This window comes from Enterovibrio baiacu (assembly GCF_004120195.1).
GTDB classification, from domain to species: domain Bacteria; phylum Pseudomonadota; class Gammaproteobacteria; order Enterobacterales; family Vibrionaceae; genus Enterovibrio; species Enterovibrio baiacui.
In genome coordinates, this window is sequence record NZ_SCHN01000016.1 from 41,562 (window position 1) to 59,243 (window position 17,682).

16 protein-coding genes are annotated in these 17,682 nt (G+C 49.5%); 7 read left to right on the forward strand and 9 right to left on the reverse strand.

Annotated elements, in window-relative coordinates; all coding sequences use genetic code 11:
* Positions 1–185 precede the first annotated feature (185 nt).
* Together EQP46_RS17475 and EQP46_RS17480 are read right to left on the reverse strand one after the other, a co-directional pair.
* Positions 186–653 carry a YeeE/YedE family protein gene (locus EQP46_RS17475; protein ID WP_129494871.1) on the reverse strand — a complete coding sequence of 156 codons (468 nt, stop codon included), beginning with the start codon at positions 651–653 and terminating at the stop codon, positions 186–188.
* A complete protein-coding gene (locus tag EQP46_RS17480) occupies positions 654–1,088 on the reverse strand; it encodes a YeeE/YedE family protein (RefSeq protein ID WP_129494872.1) in 435 nt (144 codons plus the stop codon).
* 714 nt (positions 1,089–1,802) lie between these two features.
* Between EQP46_RS17480 and EQP46_RS17490 the strand changes: the two genes are divergently transcribed.
* Positions 1,803–2,243 (forward strand): DUF4399 domain-containing protein, encoded by a 441-nt coding sequence (locus EQP46_RS17490; protein WP_129494874.1) that lies wholly within the window; start codon positions 1,803–1,805, stop codon positions 2,241–2,243.
* An 88-nt stretch (positions 2,244–2,331) separates the two neighbouring features.
* On the opposite strand, the gene EQP46_RS17495 is transcribed toward EQP46_RS17490, so the two are convergent.
* The 7 genes from EQP46_RS17495 to EQP46_RS17525 form a co-directional block, all read right to left on the reverse strand.
* Complete coding sequence (locus EQP46_RS17495) at positions 2,332–3,336, reverse strand: succinylglutamate desuccinylase/aspartoacylase family protein (protein WP_192545528.1); 1,005 nt, start codon at positions 3,334–3,336, stop codon at positions 2,332–2,334.
* An 82-nt stretch (positions 3,337–3,418) separates the two neighbouring features.
* Positions 3,419–4,891, reverse strand: a complete 1,473-nt coding sequence (yfcC, locus tag EQP46_RS17500; protein WP_206688289.1) for a putative basic amino acid antiporter YfcC — start codon at positions 4,889–4,891, stop codon at positions 3,419–3,421.
* 351 nt (positions 4,892–5,242) lie between these two features.
* Positions 5,243–6,118, reverse strand: coding sequence for a DMT family transporter (locus EQP46_RS17505; RefSeq protein ID WP_129494877.1), 876 nt, complete (start codon positions 6,116–6,118; stop codon positions 5,243–5,245).
* 151 nt (positions 6,119–6,269) lie between these two features.
* Entirely contained in the window at positions 6,270–6,473 is a 204-nt protein-coding gene (locus EQP46_RS17510; RefSeq protein ID WP_129494878.1) for a hypothetical protein, read from the reverse strand.
* Between the two features lie 219 nt (positions 6,474–6,692).
* Positions 6,693–6,905 carry a hypothetical protein gene (locus EQP46_RS17515; protein ID WP_240671761.1) on the reverse strand — a complete coding sequence of 71 codons (213 nt, stop codon included), beginning with the start codon at positions 6,903–6,905 and terminating at the stop codon, positions 6,693–6,695.
* Positions 6,906–7,026: 121 nt separating this feature from the next.
* A complete protein-coding gene (locus EQP46_RS17520; protein WP_129494880.1) occupies positions 7,027–7,542 on the reverse strand; it encodes a lipocalin family protein in 516 nt (171 codons plus the stop codon).
* A 51-nt stretch (positions 7,543–7,593) separates the two neighbouring features.
* Complete coding sequence (locus EQP46_RS17525) at positions 7,594–8,262, reverse strand: SGNH/GDSL hydrolase family protein (RefSeq protein ID WP_129494881.1); 669 nt, start codon at positions 8,260–8,262, stop codon at positions 7,594–7,596.
* Positions 8,263–8,761: 499 nt separating this feature from the next.
* Between EQP46_RS17525 and EQP46_RS17530 the strand changes: the two genes are divergently transcribed.
* The 6 genes from EQP46_RS17530 to EQP46_RS17555 all read left to right on the forward strand — a co-directional run bounded on the left by EQP46_RS17530 (position 8,762) and on the right by EQP46_RS17555 (position 17,677).
* Complete coding sequence (locus EQP46_RS17530; protein ID WP_167482778.1) at positions 8,762–10,450, forward strand: formate--tetrahydrofolate ligase; 1,689 nt, start codon at positions 8,762–8,764, stop codon at positions 10,448–10,450.
* A gap of 151 nt (positions 10,451–10,601) precedes the next feature.
* On the forward strand, positions 10,602–11,768 hold the full coding sequence (locus EQP46_RS17535) for a sterol desaturase family protein (protein WP_129494883.1): 1,167 nt from the start codon (positions 10,602–10,604) through the stop codon (positions 11,766–11,768).
* A 163-nt stretch (positions 11,769–11,931) separates the two neighbouring features.
* The gene (locus EQP46_RS17540; protein ID WP_129494884.1) at positions 11,932–12,924 is read left to right on the forward strand and encodes a dipeptidase; all 993 of its coding nucleotides are present in this window, start codon (positions 11,932–11,934) and stop codon (positions 12,922–12,924) included.
* 68 nt (positions 12,925–12,992) lie between these two features.
* Positions 12,993–13,523, forward strand: coding sequence for a DUF5943 domain-containing protein (locus EQP46_RS17545; RefSeq protein WP_074925333.1), 531 nt, complete (start codon positions 12,993–12,995; stop codon positions 13,521–13,523).
* 177 nt (positions 13,524–13,700) lie between these two features.
* Entirely contained in the window at positions 13,701–15,761 is a 2,061-nt protein-coding gene (locus EQP46_RS17550) for an NADH:flavin oxidoreductase (RefSeq protein ID WP_129494885.1), read from the forward strand.
* A gap of 20 nt (positions 15,762–15,781) precedes the next feature.
* Positions 15,782–17,677, forward strand: coding sequence for a (Fe-S)-binding protein (locus tag EQP46_RS17555; protein WP_129494886.1), 1,896 nt, complete (start codon positions 15,782–15,784; stop codon positions 17,675–17,677).
* Positions 17,678–17,682 lie beyond the last annotated feature (5 nt).

The window sequence follows — 17,682 nt, forward strand, 5'->3', positions numbered from 1 at the left end:
GCACATAGCCTTTGAAGTGGGATGTTGAATTTTTTTGTTAAAAATGCGGGTGAGAGAATATTAGAGTTTGGTGGTTTTTAACGAGCAGCGCTACCGAGATATAGAATAGGGGAGTGTATGTGTGGTTTGAAGGGTGTTTGGAGGTGTGCTCTCTGAGAGCCATTACGCCAAACACCGGAGGAAGATTATGCGGATTGATGCGTTGTTTCAGTTTGTGGTGTTGAACGCCTCGATGCTTTATCAACGACGAGCATGCCCATCGCCATGCTACTTATAAAAAGGACGATATTGAGAGAGCCTGAGCCTAATACTGTTATGGCGGGGCCAGGGCAAATGCCTGCCAATCCCCAACCCACACCAAAGATGGCTGAGCCCATGAGTAGGCGTCTATCAATATCGTTACGTTTGCTCATGTTGAAGTGCGTTTCAGCAATAGGCGCGGATCTTGGTTTTATCAGTAGCAGGTATCCCGGTATGAATACCATCAGTGCGCCACCCATGACAAAGGCAAGGCTGGGGTTCCAATTGCCATAAACATCAAGAAATCCAATGACATTGTCCGGATTGACCATACCTGACACCATCATCCCAGCGCCAAATAGTCCACCAGAGAACAGAGCACCGAAGTAAAACAGTATATTCTTGCCTGACATTTAGCCTCCTAATACATGCAGTCGAAGAAAGACAGTTATCGCAGCGGCTGCCATAAACGTGGAGGTAGCCACCAATGAGCGTCGCGAGAATCTACCCATCCCGCAGATACCGTGGCCGCTTGTGCATCCATTCGCGAGCTTTGTGCCTATTCCAACAAGTAGACCCGCTGCCATTGCGATGAAAGGGGTGATTCCTGCGCCTGACAGTGAGTAGTCAGGAAACCCTGAATTTAAAAAGGCGACGCCTGACCCTGCAATTACCATGCTGATAATGAACACGATGCGCCAAGCCTTGTCGGGCGTTTGCGAAGAGAGAAGACCTGAAAAAATACCGCTAATGCCTGCAATTTTTCCATTGATAATCAGCAAGCTCAGGGCTGAGATGCCAAGCATGAACCCACCGATCAATGCCTCCCAAGGGATGTGATAAACCATACGAATTCCTCGTTATACGTAAATATGTGGCGTGATAGGAATACTATAATTAGCGATAGCTAATATAGCAAATCCTAATTAAATGTTTGACGGATGGTTATGGTTTGAGCAACAGACGTTCTTGTCTCACTTCGATAACAGGGGGGCGCATTCTTCAATGGTAAGGTGTGACTTCAAAAGCTAACGGCTTTCTGACGCAAGACCTCAGATTAGAGGCTATTGTTAATAGAACGTGAGTTGAGAAACATTGTTAAGTGGCGCATGTTAGCCCCTTGTTTTTGATAGTTCTGTGGTTCAGCGAAATGTCTTTATCTGTTTATGCTGTCTGATGAGGTTATTGGTGAAAGCATTAGTACGGTTCGTTACTGAGTTCGTAAAATCGATTGGTTCAAGGTTATCTAAGTGGTCCAAAGATCTCGACGCCTATGATAAGCAGGCTAAGCAAATGCGTCGTGAAGATAGATTAGGCGAAGTAGACTATTCGCCAAGTAAGAATGATGATGCTAAGCAGTGATTGTCTTTGCTGTGATCACGACTTTTAAACCTTGATCTCGTTTTATCTCCTTTCTTTTCTTGTTCTCTCCTTTGTCTTTTCTACGTACCTCAATGGTTTGCTTGAATAGTAATATGCTAGACGTCCCAACTTCGAAGCGCTGTGTTCGCTGACGTTTCGCCATGCTGTAAGTAATACGTTTGGCGACCAAAGGTGGGTGCATGGTTGCAAAAATTCGTCGGCAATTGGGGCTATTTAGTTTTTTGGTCGTCGCCTTGTTTGTGTTGACGGCGTCATTGAGTAGGCATGTCCTATCAGCGACGCAGGACGCCAGTGTGTATTTTATTTCTCCTCAAGATGGCGACATGCTACCTCATCAATTTGAGGTTGTGATTGGCGTTGGTGATAACGTCAGAATGACAGGGCGGCGCTCACAGCGTGGTGAACGTTACCATGTGTTGATTAACCTTGATGCCCTTGGCGATTTCTCCGCGCCTCTGCCGAAAACTGGGCACATTCGCCATCTCAGTAGAGGTGAACAGTCAGTGGTATTAACCTTGCCAAGTGGAAAGCACACGCTGCAAGTGCTTGTCGGTGATGAAAAACATATTCCCCTTCTCCCGCCCGTTATGTCCGAGATAATCACGATACATGTTCGGTGATACTTTTTGCTGGTTTGGGTATAGAGACAAAAAAGCCGCGATAACGCGGCTGTAGAATGGTGGCGATCTGCAGTGACATCGCGAAGCGTTAGCTGTAAGGATGAATGATCCTTGCCACCAATGAACCTGCTGCTCGCATAGATTCGACATTCTGACTCAACAAAATGCCCGATTCCGGCGCGCGGTATTGGTGAATTTCTTCACCAAAACTGTCGTATTGGATCGCGAGCAATTGGCCTTCTTCCACAAATTGCATCAGCTCTGCTTGTGGCAAAATAAACCCGCCTTGTTCAGCGCGAATGCTCGTCACTTTCTCGCCTTCAACGGCAGGGACGAATGTCATTGTTTCGCCCTCTATCATGCCGTGGTGCTTAAAGATGTTCATCACGCCGCGAGTGGTGCGTTGAACCAATTCGACATCTGTGTAACGGCCCATGCCGACTTCAACGGTAATGCTCGGAATGCCATTTTCATTCCACACGGTTTCCAAAATGCCCGGATCGCCTGGGTCATTCAAGATGGCATCTGGGTTCATTAAGCGCGCCATTTGCACGGCATCATCAATGCGGAAATCAGCAAACGTGTACAGCGGGTAAACCGTGCCTGATGTTTGGGTATGCAGGTCAATCGCCAACTCGGCATTTGGCTGGAGCAAATGATGCCAAAGTGCGTAGATGTAGCGTTGTACATCGTTGCCCGTAGCATCTCCTGGGAAGAAGCGGTTCAAGTTGCCGTTTGATACATCAGGATCTGATGACACAAAATCACGGGTATGGTGCTTCATTCCCGTCAGGTTCACCGTCGGCACAATCGTCACGCAACCGGCGATGTCTTTGTCTTTCAGTTCGCGCGCAATCTGTTGTGCGGCGAGAACACCATTGTATTCATCACCGTGAACACCCGCCGTAATCACGATGTTCTTGCCCAGTTTGCTGCCTTTGAATACCCAAACAGGCAGGTGCTGATGCTGTGATAACGCATCCGTGGAAATGCGGAACCAAAACTTGTGCTGACCTGCTTCAAGTGTGGTGACATCAAGTGCGCTGATGACGTCTAGGCCATCAATTTTGTTGTTTTCAATGTATGTCGTCATTGCGTTTTCTTGCTGTAAAAAAGGCGAGATGGTGATCTCGCCTTTGTAAATGTATGCGGTATAGCGTGGAAGGCTTTTGCGGTTATGCAAAGCCCATCATGTGTCCACCCACAACGGTGATACTTGCCATGATGAACAACAACAGCATAAAGCGCCACACGAACTTCACCCAATTACCCCAATCAATACGACACACACCCAGTGTGGCCATCAAAGACGCCGAGGTAGGAACGATGATGTTAGTAAAGCCGTCGCCCAGTTGGAAGGCCAAAACTGAAACTTGGCGTGTCACTCCTGCGATATCTGACAAAGGTGCCAACAATGGCATGGTCAACGCGGCCTGACCTGAGCCTGAAGTCACGAAGAAGTTGAAAACGGACTGGAACACATACATCAACCAAGCTGCCATTGCAGAAGGCAATTCGCTGATTGCGCTGCCTGCGCTGTGCAAGATGGTATTCAAGACGCTTGGATCTTCGGAACCGCCGCCCAACAGCAGCAACACACCCTTAGCAAAGCCAACCAATAATGCCGGTGCTAGCATGATGCCAGCCCCTTCTTTGAAGGCGTCTGCTACATCGTTGAATGTCATGTTATTCAGGTTGAACGCGATGGCAATGATGGCAACCACAAAGCCCATGGTGAAGAACTGAGACGCGATTTCTGGGATGTACCAAGCGTGCATGACCACACCCCAGACAACCCAAATGGTGGTCGCAATAACCGTTAGGATCACCAATGTATCGCCGAATCCCCAACGAGACTCTTGCACATCGATGTCTTTGTTTTTCAGGTAGGCGTCGGATTCAAAACTGTAAGACGCTGAAGGATTCGCTTTGATGCGCGATGCGTACATCATGGTGAAGCCGATACCCACAAGGGTAAACACAGCCCACATCACCATGCGCATCGTCATACCTGACAGCACGGGAACGCCCGCAATGCCTTGTGCAATGGCGACAGAGAAAGGGTTCATCCAAGACGTGGCGAAGCCAACTTGCGTTGCAACGTAGGTCACCATCACAGTGGTGATGCCATCGTAGCCCAATCGAACCATCAAGGGTGCGATGATGATGGCAAACGCCACGGCTTCTTCGCCCATACCGAACACGGCACCGCCCAAAGAAAACAGCAAAAACAAAGCGGGAATGAAGAGTGCTTCGCTGCCTTTGGTCTTGTCGATCAGCTTTAAAATGCCGTTATCAATCGTACCTGTGCGCATCACGATACCGAATGCACCGCCGATGATGAGCATGAACATGATAACGCCAATTGCGCTGCCCCATTTTGAGCCTGATACCAAGCCTTCAAAGGGGAAGTTCATCAAGCCAATACCGCCGCCAGAGGCGAAGAATTGGACTTTGTTATAAACCATTTCGCCGCTTTCGTCGGTCACGTAGCGGAATGATTCTGGGTTGATGACTGTGCGAGATTTCTCGACACCGTGTGCCATGAATGACACTTGTTGGCTATCGAATTGACCCACAGGGATCAAATAGGTCATTGCGGCTGCCAATAACCCAACAATGAAAATCAGGATCAAGGTGTCTGGCATCTGCCACTTTTTTACACCTGATGATGCATCCTGAGTGGAAACATGAGGTTGAGACATTCCATCACTTCTCAATATCTATAAGGGGCATAAAATGTCGTTAAAGGCGAATAAAAAGTCAATTGATTTAGCTGTGTAGATATAAATAATCGATGACTACTTGTTTTTGCTCAAATGCCAGACGAAATAACCGCCTGCAAATTGAACAATTAATGGTGTGTAAGAGAAATGCAGATACGGGAATAGCGTTGGGAGAAGTGGAAAACAAATGGCGTCAGAAGGAAGGCGGTCGCTAGGTGCCATAAAAAGGCTGCGATGGAATAGATACGCAGCCTTTTTCCCAATCAGTCGTGATTAAGATCGCGACAATCTTGGCGCTTTCATCACCAAGTACACCGCCAGTGCACAACATGCGAAGCCAATCAATGTGGCACCAGAGAAGGTTTCGTCAAAAAATAGCCAACCTTGGATGGCAGCCAATGGCGGAACAAGGTAAATGTAGGACGTGACTTTTGACGCTGCGCCTTGACCGACCATATAGAGGTAAAGGAGAACCGCGATCACTGACAACACAAGTACCGACCACAACATAGTGAGGCTAAAGGTGATTGTCCATGTCACTTGGAAGCCTTGAATGAACCAAACAATCGGTAAAAAAACGGCAGTCGCTGCGACATATTGCCACATGGCAGAGGCGACCAAATTTATCCCGTGACAAAAGCGTTTTTGATAGAGCGTACCGAATGTAATGCCAAGCAGGGCGGAGCCGACAAACATGTAGGCGTAAAGTGGTTGTGCATCGAGTCCCCAGCTCATCTTGCCTTGCACCACAAAGGCAATACCGATGATCCCAGCCGCCAACCCAAGCCATTGCGCGGCGTTGAGTCTCTCTGAGGAGGTATTCACAACGATCACGGCGGTGAGAATAGGTTGAAGCCCCACTAACAAAGAAGAAAGGCCCGCTGGCATGCCGAGCCCAATCGATGCAAACACGCCCCCAAGATAAAATCCATGGATAAGTAATCCAGATACCAGTGCGTGCACAATCTGCATGCCTCTCGGCATGACGGGTTTCATGACCAACAATATTGCGACAAATACCAATACGTTTAGCGTCATGCGGATCAGAAGAAACGTTGCAGCATTCGAATCAATGAGCCCGAATTTCGCCCCAACAAACCCCGTACTCCAGAGCAAAACAAAAACAAAGGGAATAGTGGCGTTAAGCATGAGCGGGCGATCCTTGCATGTTGACAATCTAAGACATGAAGATTGATTAAAACCTAAGCAACGCAGGTGCACAAGGTTGAAACACAAGGAAGGTGTGCTTCTCGTGTTGTTTCACGCAGTGTCTTGAGACAAGGATATGGGTTTGCAGGCACTAAGAGTCGAATTCGTTCCCACAGTGGGTGCATTGGCGGTGTGCTTGCCCTGAAATCATGGAGCCAGAGAGGCCATTGAAGAGTGATTTGATAAAACTTGTGCCGATGGAGTCTGACGCTTTGTAATTTTCGACATTGGGAAAGTCATGAGGGGTGACAGATTTACAATCGGTGCAATAGAGACGGTAATTATAGGTTTCCATGAGAATGCCTTTTCAGTGACTGCTAAAAGCTAGCTCTATGGTTTTAAAATAGAAAAGAGGTTTGTGGAAACGATAAAAAATCACACCGTGAGCAAAATCTCATTCCCCAAATAGTCGCGAGAGAAAGTGTGCTTTATGCGTTGTTTTGCGTATTTTCTGGCAGAGTAAAAAACAAGCGAAGGGCGAAGCGTCAAGATAAAAAAGAGAAGGAAAACGCCCTTAAAGCAGGGCGCTTGCAACAACAGTTTGGCTATCAAGCGTCTTTTTTAGCCGCTTGTTTTTGTTTAACTCGATTCTGTAAGCCATGAGAAGGGCCGAAAGGTCGCCCACTTTTACCGTGCACTCCCCTTCATGGGAGAGAGAGTCGAGCGCATCTCGGTTGATGCGAGCGAGGGTATTTCGCATTGTCGCTGTATCGGTAATTACCGTCATGCTTCGTCTACTAAAATGAAAAACCGCCAACATTTAACCAAAACAAAGGCGAAATGTTTAGCGGTTTACCGAACTTGCCAGCGAGCTTGTTGATAGTTTAATCAATCACCGTTGAATGTGATTAATTTTGCACCGACAAGATCACCTCTTCAGTATCAAACCCTTTTTCTTCAGCCTGTCTTAAAAAGCGTGCGAGCAACGCATCTGAAACCGTTGGCGTGCGCGACAGTAACCACAAATAGTTCGTGTTGTAGCCCGATACAAAGGCATATTCGTAGTCTTCACCGAGGTCAAAAACGACGTAAGAGGAGAAAAACGGGCCAAAAAATGACACTTCTAGATGACCGACATCGTCGTTATTGACGAAATACGCTCGACCAACGGCTTCTGACCACGCCTGTTCCTCTGCTTTAAACCCTCGGTTGACCACTTTGATGCCGCCGTCTTCCCTCAAGGAGTATTCCGCTGTCACCTTGTTCATACCACGTTCGAAAGAATGGTCTAGGCGAGCGATTTCATACCACTTGCCAAGAAAACGGTCTTTATCGAACCCAGTGACAGGTGTGACGCCCTCAGGCACCGAATGACACCCAGCAACAACCAATAGCGCAAAGGCAATGACGATTTTTTTAATCATATCTCTTCTTCTTATTATGTGTATTTCCATATTAATACGCTTGAAAAATCCTTAGCGATCAACTGCTTTGGGTATTCCACTCGCAAAAGTATGTTCTAACGCGCTTGCAAGTCCCTCCGCTAAGGCCTTGTGGCCTTGCGCATCCAAGTGTAGTCCATCAATGGGGGAGGCTTCACATACCGAGGCAGCTTCATAGAATGTACAGCCTTCTTCTTTTGCGACTGAACGATAAAAATCGGCAAGCTGAAGCGACTTTTCTCGGCCATCAATAAAGCCCGTTGCCCAATTGTTTTGGTCATGCATTGGCGGTGGGGAGACGACAAGAATGTTTGGACTTGGATGGCCTGCATTGTCACCTTCACGCACTTGACCAATTAATTTGCGGATGCCTTCAGCAATCCAGGCGGGCTCAGATGGGAATTGTGATTTCAAATCGTTCGTGCCGAGCATGATCACGACCCAATCAAGGGGGCGGTGACTCAGTAACAGCATGGGAAGCGCCGCACTGCCATCTCGATGCGGCTTCATTGGGTCATTCCAAACAGATGTGCGCCCGTTTAATCCTTCTTCTATCAAATGCCAGCGCGCATCGGAGGGGGCTGGTTCATTCAAGGCAGCAGCCAGGCGAGATGTCCAACGAACACCTTCTGGCCAGCGATGGCCGTTGGAAGGGTTATATCCCCATGTGTTTGAATCACCGAAACACAAAATCCTTGGCATGGTTTTCTTTCTCCTTATTCAACCAGGATGAGAGTGTAACCCTAAGAAAGCGAGAGGTGGTATTCGAACATCCACTATTGGGTATGGTTTTCAGTGAGCTTTTGACGCGTTTACTCTCCGAGGTGTCGCGGCTGGAATACTGCATATTGAGAATTACACCCATCTTAGAAGCAGGAAAATGAAAGTGTAAACTGACAGAAAGGCTGTTGATAATACGTACAAAATAACGCACACGCCGTCAATTAAAGACAAATCGGTGGCGAAAAAAACGTGCGTTAGCCTCGGGCATTGACCAACATCAACCTATTGTACTTGCCGTTCTTGTCTACTTACGCCGCGATGCTTTATGTCACCGTGTTTATTGGTCATCGATCGTTTAGATGCCAAGAAAAGTACTTTCTAAAGAGCATGGTGAGATGCAATCACTCACGCGCCACCATTCCGACGCACTGGCAGGCTGGTGAATAATAAACATAACGCAGTACTGGTAGAGACCACTATGACAATGTTACCCCCTCCCGGCTCGCCGGATATTGATATTGCACGTGCAGTAAAACCGTGGCCTATCTTCGAAGTGGCGCAACGTAAACTCGGCATTGCGCAGCATGCGTTGATCCCTTACGGACACTACAAAGCCAAACTCGATTTGGCGCAGATTGATACCGATACCACGTTGGGTAAATTGGTGTTGGTGACGGCTATCACACCAACACCGGCGGGTGAAGGGAAAACCACCACGAGTATCGGCTTGACTGACGCATTAAATGCCATTGGCATAAACGCGAGCGTTTGCCTCCGAGAGCCATCTTTAGGCCCATGCTTTGGTGTAAAAGGCGGTGCCGCGGGCGGTGGTCGTGCTCAAGCCATTCCAATGGAAGATTTAAACCTGCATTTTAATGGCGATTTTCATGCCATTACCTCCGCGCATAACTTGCTCGCCGCATTGATTGATAACCACATTCATTGGGGAAATGAGCTGAATCTCGACCCTCGCCGCATCACCTGGCGACGCGTGATGGACATGAATGATCGCGCGCTTCGTAACACGCTGGTGGGGCTTGGTGGCCCCGCTCATGGTCAGCCAAGAGAGTCAGGGTTCGACATCACTGTCGCATCAGAAATCATGGCGATCTTGTGTCTAGCCGAAGACCGAAAAGATCTTCAAAAGCGCCTCGGCAATATCATCATTGGGCGTAACCGCGATAACCAACCTGTTACTGCGCGAGAACTGGGCGCTGAAGGCGCTATGACCGTATTGCTGAAAGAAGCGATTCAACCCAATTTAATTCAGACCCTCGAGCACAACCCTGCGCTGATACACGGCGGTCCTTTCGCCAATATCGCTCATGGTTGTAACTCCGTGATGGCAACCCGAACTGCGATGGCATTGAGTGACGTGGTTGTTACCGAAGCGGGATTTGGTGCCGATCTCGGCGCGGAAAAATTCATCGACATTAAATGCCGCATGTCAGGTTTAATGCCCGATGCCGTCGTACTGGTGTGTACGGTGCGCGCGCTGAAAATGCAAGGCGGCGTGCCTAAGTCGGACTTGGATGCACCCAATGTGGATGCCGTGATTGAAGGAGCTTCAAACCTCTCTCGCCATATCATAAACATGCAGCAATTTGGCTTGACGCCTTTGGTGGCGATCAACCGCTTCCCGACCGATGATGATCAGGAATTGGCGGCAATCAAAGACGTCTGTTTGTCATTAGGTGCGCCGGTTGAAGAAGCCCAACACTGGGCGGAAGGTGGCCTTGGTGCTAAAGCCGTCGCAGAAGGGGTAAAAGCCCTGTTGGATGGCGAAAAGCCAGACGTAAAGTTCCTTTATGATAAAGCATTACCGATTGACGAAAAAATTCGCACTGTCGCGACGAAACTGTACGGCGCTTCGGATGTGCAATTTAATATCGCCGCACAAAAGCAGTTGGACGAAATCCACGCGCTAGGTTTTGGCGACTTACCCATTTGTATTGCCAAAACGCCTTATAGCTTCTCTGCTGACCCACACATGTTGGGTGCACCAACTGACCATATTCTGCCCGTGCGTGAGCTTCGCTTAATGGCAGGCGCAGGCTTTGTGGTCGCCATCTGTGGCGACGTCATGACCATGCCAGGCCTGCCGAGAAAACCCGCAGCGTTGAGTATATCGTTGGATGACAACGGCGAAATTGTCGGGTTGTTCTAAATCCTGCTGAAACGTTTTCGCCAATATTGAGGCTAAAGTGACAAATAGCGCGACGTTGGGTCGCGCTTTTTGTTACTCGGGGTTTGTTGATTTGCGCTTGGGGTTCAAGTAGGTAGAGTGCCCTTAAATCAAGAGCTAATAGGGAGCCGTTATGTGCAAGAAGGACAAGCCTTATCAATATCGTGAACGACAGGTGGAGCTATATACCGATCGGGCGTTTCGATTTGGCGAAGGGAAAATCAGTGGTTATTTGTCTGTGTTTCTCGGGGCGATGTCTCTGCTTGCCGTGCTTGCTTACCTCTTTCCTTCCTATTTAACGACTACCGAGTTGCGAAAAGCGTACGATGCAGAAAGCCTGCAACAGGTCTTGAAATACGGCATGTACTTCTCCCTCTTTTTCGGCGCAATGACCCACTTTCTGAAAAAGTACCGCCGTCTCGGATGCACGGGCATGTTGCTGACACTGATTGCTTTCGGTCTTGGCGGATACACTGTCCCTGTTGGGCCCGTAGAACCTAAGTCATTATCCCTCGGTGTTGATTGGCTCATTCTGGCGTTTTTAGGCTCTGCGCTGGTGTTTATTACCCTCGAGAAACTGCTGCCAAAATACAAAAACCAAGTGATTTTACGTGAAGAGTGGGAGACGGATTTTTTCTATTTCTGTTTTAACCATCTCGCGATTTCCGCCATCTTGATTTATGCCAACTACCATACCAGCCACTTTAGTTGGGCGGTGAGTGGATCGTTTCAGGAAACGATTCAATCGCTGCCGACGATTGTGCAATTCGCGTTGATCGTGATTGCGGCTGACTTTGTGCTGTATTGGGAGCACCGTTTGTTCCATGAAGTGAAGCTACTTTGGCCAATACATGCTGTGCATCATTCAGTAAAAAATCTCGATTGGTTAGCAGGGTCGCGCGGCCATTTTCTTCAAGTGTTTTCGGAACGCGCGATGGTAATGGTGCCGCTGTATTTATTGGGCCCTTCTGAAAGTGCGTTGAATGCCTACGTCATCTTTGCAGCACTTCAAGCAGTGCTGATCCACTGCAACACGCGGATGCATTTTGGTGTGCTGAAATACATCTTCGTCACGCCGCAATTCCATCATTGGCACCACAGCTCTGAAAAACCGGCGATTGACACTAACTACTCTGCGCATTTGGTGTTGTTTGATTGGTTGTTTGGCACCATGCACATGCCGACGCAGCATTGGCCGGCGGAATATGGCACAACAAAGCCGTTGCCGAAAACCATCATCGGGCAATTGCTGTATCCCATCAATGCATTGAGAAATAAGACAAAAAATGAGGGAAATTAACGCGTGATTCAACGCCAAATTTTCTGAATATTTTATGGCGTCAGGGGCAGTATATTTCCCTGACGCATTCCCGCCATAAGTTGTCGCAATCGTGTCGCTGAAATTGAAGCTTGTTGGTTAACTTGGAAGGTATATCAAGGATAAAACCAACAAGGACAGCGCAATGTCGGACATCAATCCAGCCGCGGCGAAACTTCACAATGACGCCATCATCATTGATGGGCTCATCATCGCCAAATGGGACAGGGCTCTGTTCGAAGACATGGCCAAGGGCGGCTTAACGGCGGCCAACTGCACCGTGTCGGTATGGGAAGGCTTTCAAGGTACCATTGATAATATCGTCGAATTTAACCAACTCTTTGAAGAAAACAGCGACTTGATTCGTCCTGTTCACACCACGCAAGACATCCTCCGCGCGAAAGAAGAAGGCAAAACAGGGGTTATCCTCGGCTTCCAAAATGTGCACGCCTTCGAAGACAAATTGGGCTACATCGAGATCTTCAAAAAGCTCGGTGTGGGCATCGCGCAAATGGCGTACAACACGCAAAACTTGGTTGGCACTGGGTGCTACGAGCGTGACGGTGGTTTATCGGGTTTTGGCCGTGAAGTGGTCGCCGAAATGAACCGCGTTGGCATCATGTGCGACCTTTCACACGTTGGGCCAAAAACGTCGGAAGAAGTGATTCTCGCATCGAAAAAGCCTGTGTGCTATTCCCACTGTCTACCGCTGGGGTTGAAAGATCACCCCCGAAACAAATCCGACGCAGAACTCAAGTTTATCGCCGATCACGGCGGCTTTATCGGCGTCACCATGTTCGCCCCTTTCTTGAAGAACGGCATTAACTCCACGATTGAAGATTACGTTGAAGCCATTGATTACATCGTGGATCTGGTAGGAGAAGACTGTGTCGGGATCGGCACTGATTTTACCCAAGGCCACGGGCAAGACTTCTTCGAATGGATCACGCATGACAAAGGCTACGCCCGAAGATTGGTGAAATTTGGCGAAATCATCAACCCGAAAGGCATGCGCACCGTGGGCGAGTTTCCGAATCTCACGGAAGCCTTGCTTGCGAATGGCTGGTCGCCAGAAAAAGTGCAGAAAGTGATGGGCGGGAATTGGGTCAATGTCCTCAAAGATGTATGGGGCGAATAGTTTCTCCATCTGACCGAACGAACGTCAACAAACCATAACGGAACAGCCAACTGATAAGGAAAAACACCATGGGGCATCATCCACCAGAATTACCCATTAACGTCGACGACGAAACCGGCGTTTGGAGCACCGATGGCCTCCCCATGCTGTACGTGCCGCGCCATTTCTTCATCAACAACCATGCGGCAGTTGAAGAAGCGTTAGGCGCAGATGTCTACGCGGATTTGCTCTACAAAGCGGGCTATAAATCCGCTTACTTTTGGTGTGAGCAGGAAGGGGCAACCCACGGTATTTCAGGCGCTGAAGTGTTTGATCATTACATGAAGCGTCTATCGCAGCGCGGCTGGGGACAGTTCTTTATCGAGCAGCTTGATGTGTCGCAAGGCACAGCGCGTGTGCGCCTCGAAAACTCCGCATTCGTGTATTACTACGGAAAAAATAACCGCAAGGTGGATTACATGTTCACAGGGTGGTTCGCAGGCGCGATGGATCAAGTGTCCGAAAGCGTGGGATTCCCATTGAAAACGCAAGCAGTCCAATTGCAAAGCGGCTCAGAAGAAGGCTGCGATGTTGGGGTGTTTGAGGTGAAGCCGATTTAGAAGCAGGTACGAGAGATAGGGTAGAGAAAGAGCAGAGTTGAGAGGCGAGAAAAAGCAAAAGCTACAGAGCTTGAGTCGATGCATGGCTTCAACACACTTTTTCGAAACTCGAAACTCGAAACTCGAAACTCGAAACTCGAAACTCGAAATCTGCAATTAAAATAATAAGGAAGTGCAATGTCTCAGTTTGATGCCATTTTTCAACCGCTTGCGATCAACAAGCTGATGATCAGAAATCGCGTGATCAGTACCGCCCACGCCGAGGTGTATTCGACGGAAAATGGCATGCCGACTGAGCGCTATATCCAGTATTACGAAGAGAAAGCCAAAGGCGGTATTGGGCTGTGTGTCTGTGGCGGGTCAAGTCCTGTGTCGATTGATAGCCCCCAAGGTTGGTGGAAATCCGTCAACATGGCGTCTGACGACGTGGTCCCTCACCTGCAAAACCTTGCTGATGCCATGCACAAGCATGGCGCGGCAATCATGATCCAAATTACGCATATGGGGCGTCGCTCACGTTGGGATGGTGGCGAATGGCCATCATTGATGAGCCCGAGTGGTATCCGTGAACCGGTGCACCGTGCGACCTGTAAAACCATTGAGCCGGAAGAAATCTGGCGTGTTATCGGCGACTTCGCAAAAGCCACCAAGCGTGCAAAAGATGGCGGTTTAGACGGTGTAGAGCTCTCTTTCGCGCACCAGCATCTCGTCGATCAGTTTTGGAGCCCTCGCGTTAACAAACGCACCGATGAATGGGGCGGCAGTTTCGAAAACCGCATGCGCTTTGGGGTTGAAGTGCTAAAAGCTGTGCGTGAAGAAGTGGGGCCTGATTTCGCGGTCGGTATTCGCATGACGGGGGATGAGTTTCACCCTGATGGCCTAAACCAAGACGACATGAAAGAGATCGCCGCTTACTACGACAGCCTTGGCATGATTGATTTCTTCAGCATCGTGGGTTCAGGCTGTGATACTCACAATACGCTCGCGAACGTGATCCCGAACATGACCTATCCGCCTGAGCCATTTATTCATTTAGCAGCAGGCATTCGCAGTGTGGTCAATGTGCCTGTCATGCATGCACAAAACATCAAAGATCCGGTGCAAGCCGCACGAGCACTGGAAAGTGGCTTGATCGATTTTGTGGGCATGACTCGCGCGCACCTTGCAGACCCGCACCTCATCACCAAAGTCAAACTGGGACAGACAGATCAAATTCGCCAATGTGTTGGCGCGAACTACTGCATTGACCGCCAGTACCAAGGCATAGATGTACTCTGCATTCAAAATGCCGCGACCTCTCGTGAGCAAACCATGCCGCACATCATCCAAAAAACAGACGGACCCATTCGTAAAGTGGTGATTGTCGGTGGTGGTCCTGCGGGCATGGAAGCGGCACGCGTTTGTGCGGAGCGCGGGCACCAAGTGACGCTGTTTGAGAAAAACAGCGAGCTAGGTGGGCAGATCACCATTGCAGCGCAAGCGCCACAGCGCGAACAAATTGCGGGTATCACGCGTTGGTTCGATCTAGAGCTTCGTCGTCTAGGTGTGAACTTAGTGTTTGATGTAACCGCAGATGAAGCCATGATCAAGGCAGAAAATCCTGATGTGGTGTTACTTGCGGTGGGCGGTAAGCCGTTCGTGAATCAGATGCCTGAATGGGGCGCAGACGATGGCTTGGTCGTGAGCAGCTGGGATGTACTCAGTGGCGCGGTTGAACCGGGTAAAAACGTCGTCGTGTATGACACGATTTGTGAGTTTAGCGGTATGTCCGTTGCTGATTTTCTCGCCGCTAAGGGGGCGCAAGTTGAGCTGGTCACGGATGACATTAAACCCGGTGTCGCTGTCGGCGGGACAAGTTTTCCTACGTACTACCGAAGCCTGTACACCCGAGATGTGGTGATGACATCCGATTTGATGCTAGAGAAGGTCTACAAAGAAGGGGATGCGTTAATTGCACACTTTGAAAATGAATACACGGGCGTGAAAGAAGAACGTGTGGTTGATCAAGTGGTGATTGAGAACGGCGTCAGACCGGATGAAGCGCTCTACTACGCGTTCAAAGACGGCTCGCGCAATAAGGGGCAAATCGACATTGAAGCGCTGTTCGCCGCGCAGCCTCAGCCTATTTTCTCCGAACAGGGGGAGGGGTATTTGCTGTATCGCCTAGGCGATTGCAATGCGCCGCGTAATATTCATGCTGCGATTTACGACGCCTTGCGCCTCTGTAAAGACCTGTAGCATCTGGCGAGGTGAGCGATATGTCCACAACGCTAATTGGTCCTCTTCTTCTCCTTGTGATCGTGCTTGCCGCGGTAGGAGCAGGGAGAAGAGTCAAGATGTGGCGTCAGGGGAAACCTGACCACGTTCCATTTTTCAACGCCATCACCGCCATTCTTCCTCGCTACCTTCATGATTTGCATGACGTGGTGGCTCGCGATAAAAAGTTTGCGAACACGCACGTCGCAACAGCAGGGGGATTCGTTGCCTCTATGCTGGTTATGTTGGTGGTATATTTGTTCGGCGGTGACGCGCCGATAACGTATGGCTTATTGGCCGTCACGTTCTCCGTGATGAGTCTTGGTGCCTATCAGGTGAAAAGGCGCCGCGATAATCCGCCCGCGAATTTATCGAAAGGCCCTTGGCAGCGCCTACCCTATAGCCTGCTGGTGTTTTCGATCTCAGGCCTTTGTATTTCCCTCATTCAGCTTCTTGGCATCGTCAATATTTCTATCGTCGTTACCTTCTTTTTAATCGGCGGGGTGTTGCTTGGGTTAACCGAACTGATCGTGGGCATGGGATGGGGTGGCCCAATGAAGCATGCCTTCGCAGGTGCATTGCACCTTGGTTTTCATCGCCGACAAGATCGTTTTTCAGGTGGACGCTCTACGGGGCTGAAACCCATCGATTTGAATGAAAGCAAACTCGGTGTCGAAATGGCGACGGATTTTCACTGGAATCAGTTGCTCGGGTTTGATGCTTGTGTCCAATGTGGGCGCTGTGAAAAAGTCTGCCCTGCGTTTGCAGCAGGTCAGCCGCTTAATCCGAAAAAGCTGATCCAAGATCTCGTGGTGGGCATGGCGGGTGGCGATACTTCTCACTATGCCGGTAGCCCTTATCCAGGAAAGGAGGCGAGCAAAGAAAGCGCGAAATGTGGCGCACCGGATACGCCGTTGTTTGAAAGCTTGTTGGACACAGACACCGTGTGGTCTTGCACCACATGTCGCGCCTGCGTAGAAGAGTGCCCAATGATGATTGAGCATGTGGATGCCATCGTGGACATGCGCCGTCATTTGACGTTGGCGAAAGGTGAAACCGCAGGGAAAGGGTCGGACTCGCTTGATAACTTGATCGCGACGGACAACCCCAATGGTTTTTCTCCTGCGAATCGCGCTAACTGGTCGATTGATTTGAAACTCGATGCAATGTCGGATGTTGGTCGCGCTGATGTGCTTCTGTGGGCGGGTGACGGCGCGTTTGATTTGGCTTATCAACGCACACTTCGCGCCGTGGTGGCACTGCTTCGCCAAGCCAAAGTGAACTTTGCCATTTTAGGCAATGAAGAACTCGACAGCGGCGATCTTGCGCGTCGATTAGGTGACGAAGCAACGTTCCAACGTCTCGCCAGTGCCAATGTGAAAACCCTCAACAAATACAACTTCGATACCATAGTGACGCCTGACCCTCATGCCTTTCATGTGCTGAAAAATGAATATGGCGACTTCGGCGGTGACTATCAGGTGATGCACCACACGGAGTTCCTTGCTGAGTTGGTAAAAACCAACAAACTCACCGTATCCGAAACCAAAACACAAGACGTGACCTATCACGACCCGTGTTATCTCGGGCGGTACAACGGCGGCTATGATGCACCGAGATATTTGCTGCAAGCCATGGGCTTTACGCTCAATGAAATGGAACGTTCAGGCTTTCGTTCGCGCTGTTGTGGCGGCGGTGGCGGCGCGCCCATCACGGATATTCCCGGTGAGCACCGCATTGCCGACATGCGTATGGATGATGCGCGAGAAACGGGCGCGGATTTGGTAGCGGTCGCGTGTCCGCAGTGTGCGGTGATGTTGGAAGGTGTGGTGATGCCGCGCCCAGATGTCAAAGATGTGGCCGTGATGCTGTTAGATCGCATTGAGAAAGCGGGGTAGCTGTG

Excerpts from the sequence above, each read along its gene's own strand:
- EQP46_RS17520 (WP_129494880.1), bottom strand. The coding sequence starts at position 7,542 with ATGATTAAAAAAATCGTCATTGCCTTTGCGCTATTGGTTGTTGCTGGG.
- EQP46_RS17550 (WP_129494885.1), top strand. The coding sequence starts at position 13,701 with ATGTCTCAGTTTGATGCCATTTTTCAACCGCTTGCGATCAACAAGCTG.
- EQP46_RS17495 (WP_192545528.1), bottom strand. The coding sequence starts at position 3,336 with ATGACGACATACATTGAAAACAACAAAATTGATGGCCTAGACGTCATC.
- yfcC (WP_206688289.1), bottom strand. The coding sequence starts at position 4,891 with ATGCCAGACACCTTGATCCTGATTTTCATTGTTGGGTTATTGGCAGCC.
- EQP46_RS17540 (WP_129494884.1), top strand. The coding sequence starts at position 11,932 with ATGTCGGACATCAATCCAGCCGCGGCGAAACTTCACAATGACGCCATC.
- EQP46_RS17505 (WP_129494877.1), bottom strand. The coding sequence starts at position 6,118 with ATGCTTAACGCCACTATTCCCTTTGTTTTTGTTTTGCTCTGGAGTACG.
- EQP46_RS17530 (WP_167482778.1), top strand. The coding sequence starts at position 8,762 with ATGACAATGTTACCCCCTCCCGGCTCGCCGGATATTGATATTGCACGT.
- EQP46_RS17525 (WP_129494881.1), bottom strand. The coding sequence starts at position 8,262 with ATGCCAAGGATTTTGTGTTTCGGTGATTCAAACACATGGGGATATAAC.
- EQP46_RS17515 (WP_240671761.1), bottom strand. The coding sequence starts at position 6,905 with ATGACGGTAATTACCGATACAGCGACAATGCGAAATACCCTCGCTCGC.
- EQP46_RS17490 (WP_129494874.1), top strand. The coding sequence starts at position 1,803 with ATGGTTGCAAAAATTCGTCGGCAATTGGGGCTATTTAGTTTTTTGGTC.
- EQP46_RS17475 (WP_129494871.1), bottom strand. The coding sequence starts at position 653 with ATGTCAGGCAAGAATATACTGTTTTACTTCGGTGCTCTGTTCTCTGGT.
- EQP46_RS17510 (WP_129494878.1), bottom strand. The coding sequence starts at position 6,473 with ATGGAAACCTATAATTACCGTCTCTATTGCACCGATTGTAAATCTGTC.
- EQP46_RS17480 (WP_129494872.1), bottom strand. The coding sequence starts at position 1,088 with ATGGTTTATCACATCCCTTGGGAGGCATTGATCGGTGGGTTCATGCTT.
- EQP46_RS17535 (WP_129494883.1), top strand. The coding sequence starts at position 10,602 with ATGTGCAAGAAGGACAAGCCTTATCAATATCGTGAACGACAGGTGGAG.
- EQP46_RS17545 (WP_074925333.1), top strand. The coding sequence starts at position 12,993 with ATGGGGCATCATCCACCAGAATTACCCATTAACGTCGACGACGAAACC.
- EQP46_RS17555 (WP_129494886.1), top strand. The coding sequence starts at position 15,782 with ATGTCCACAACGCTAATTGGTCCTCTTCTTCTCCTTGTGATCGTGCTT.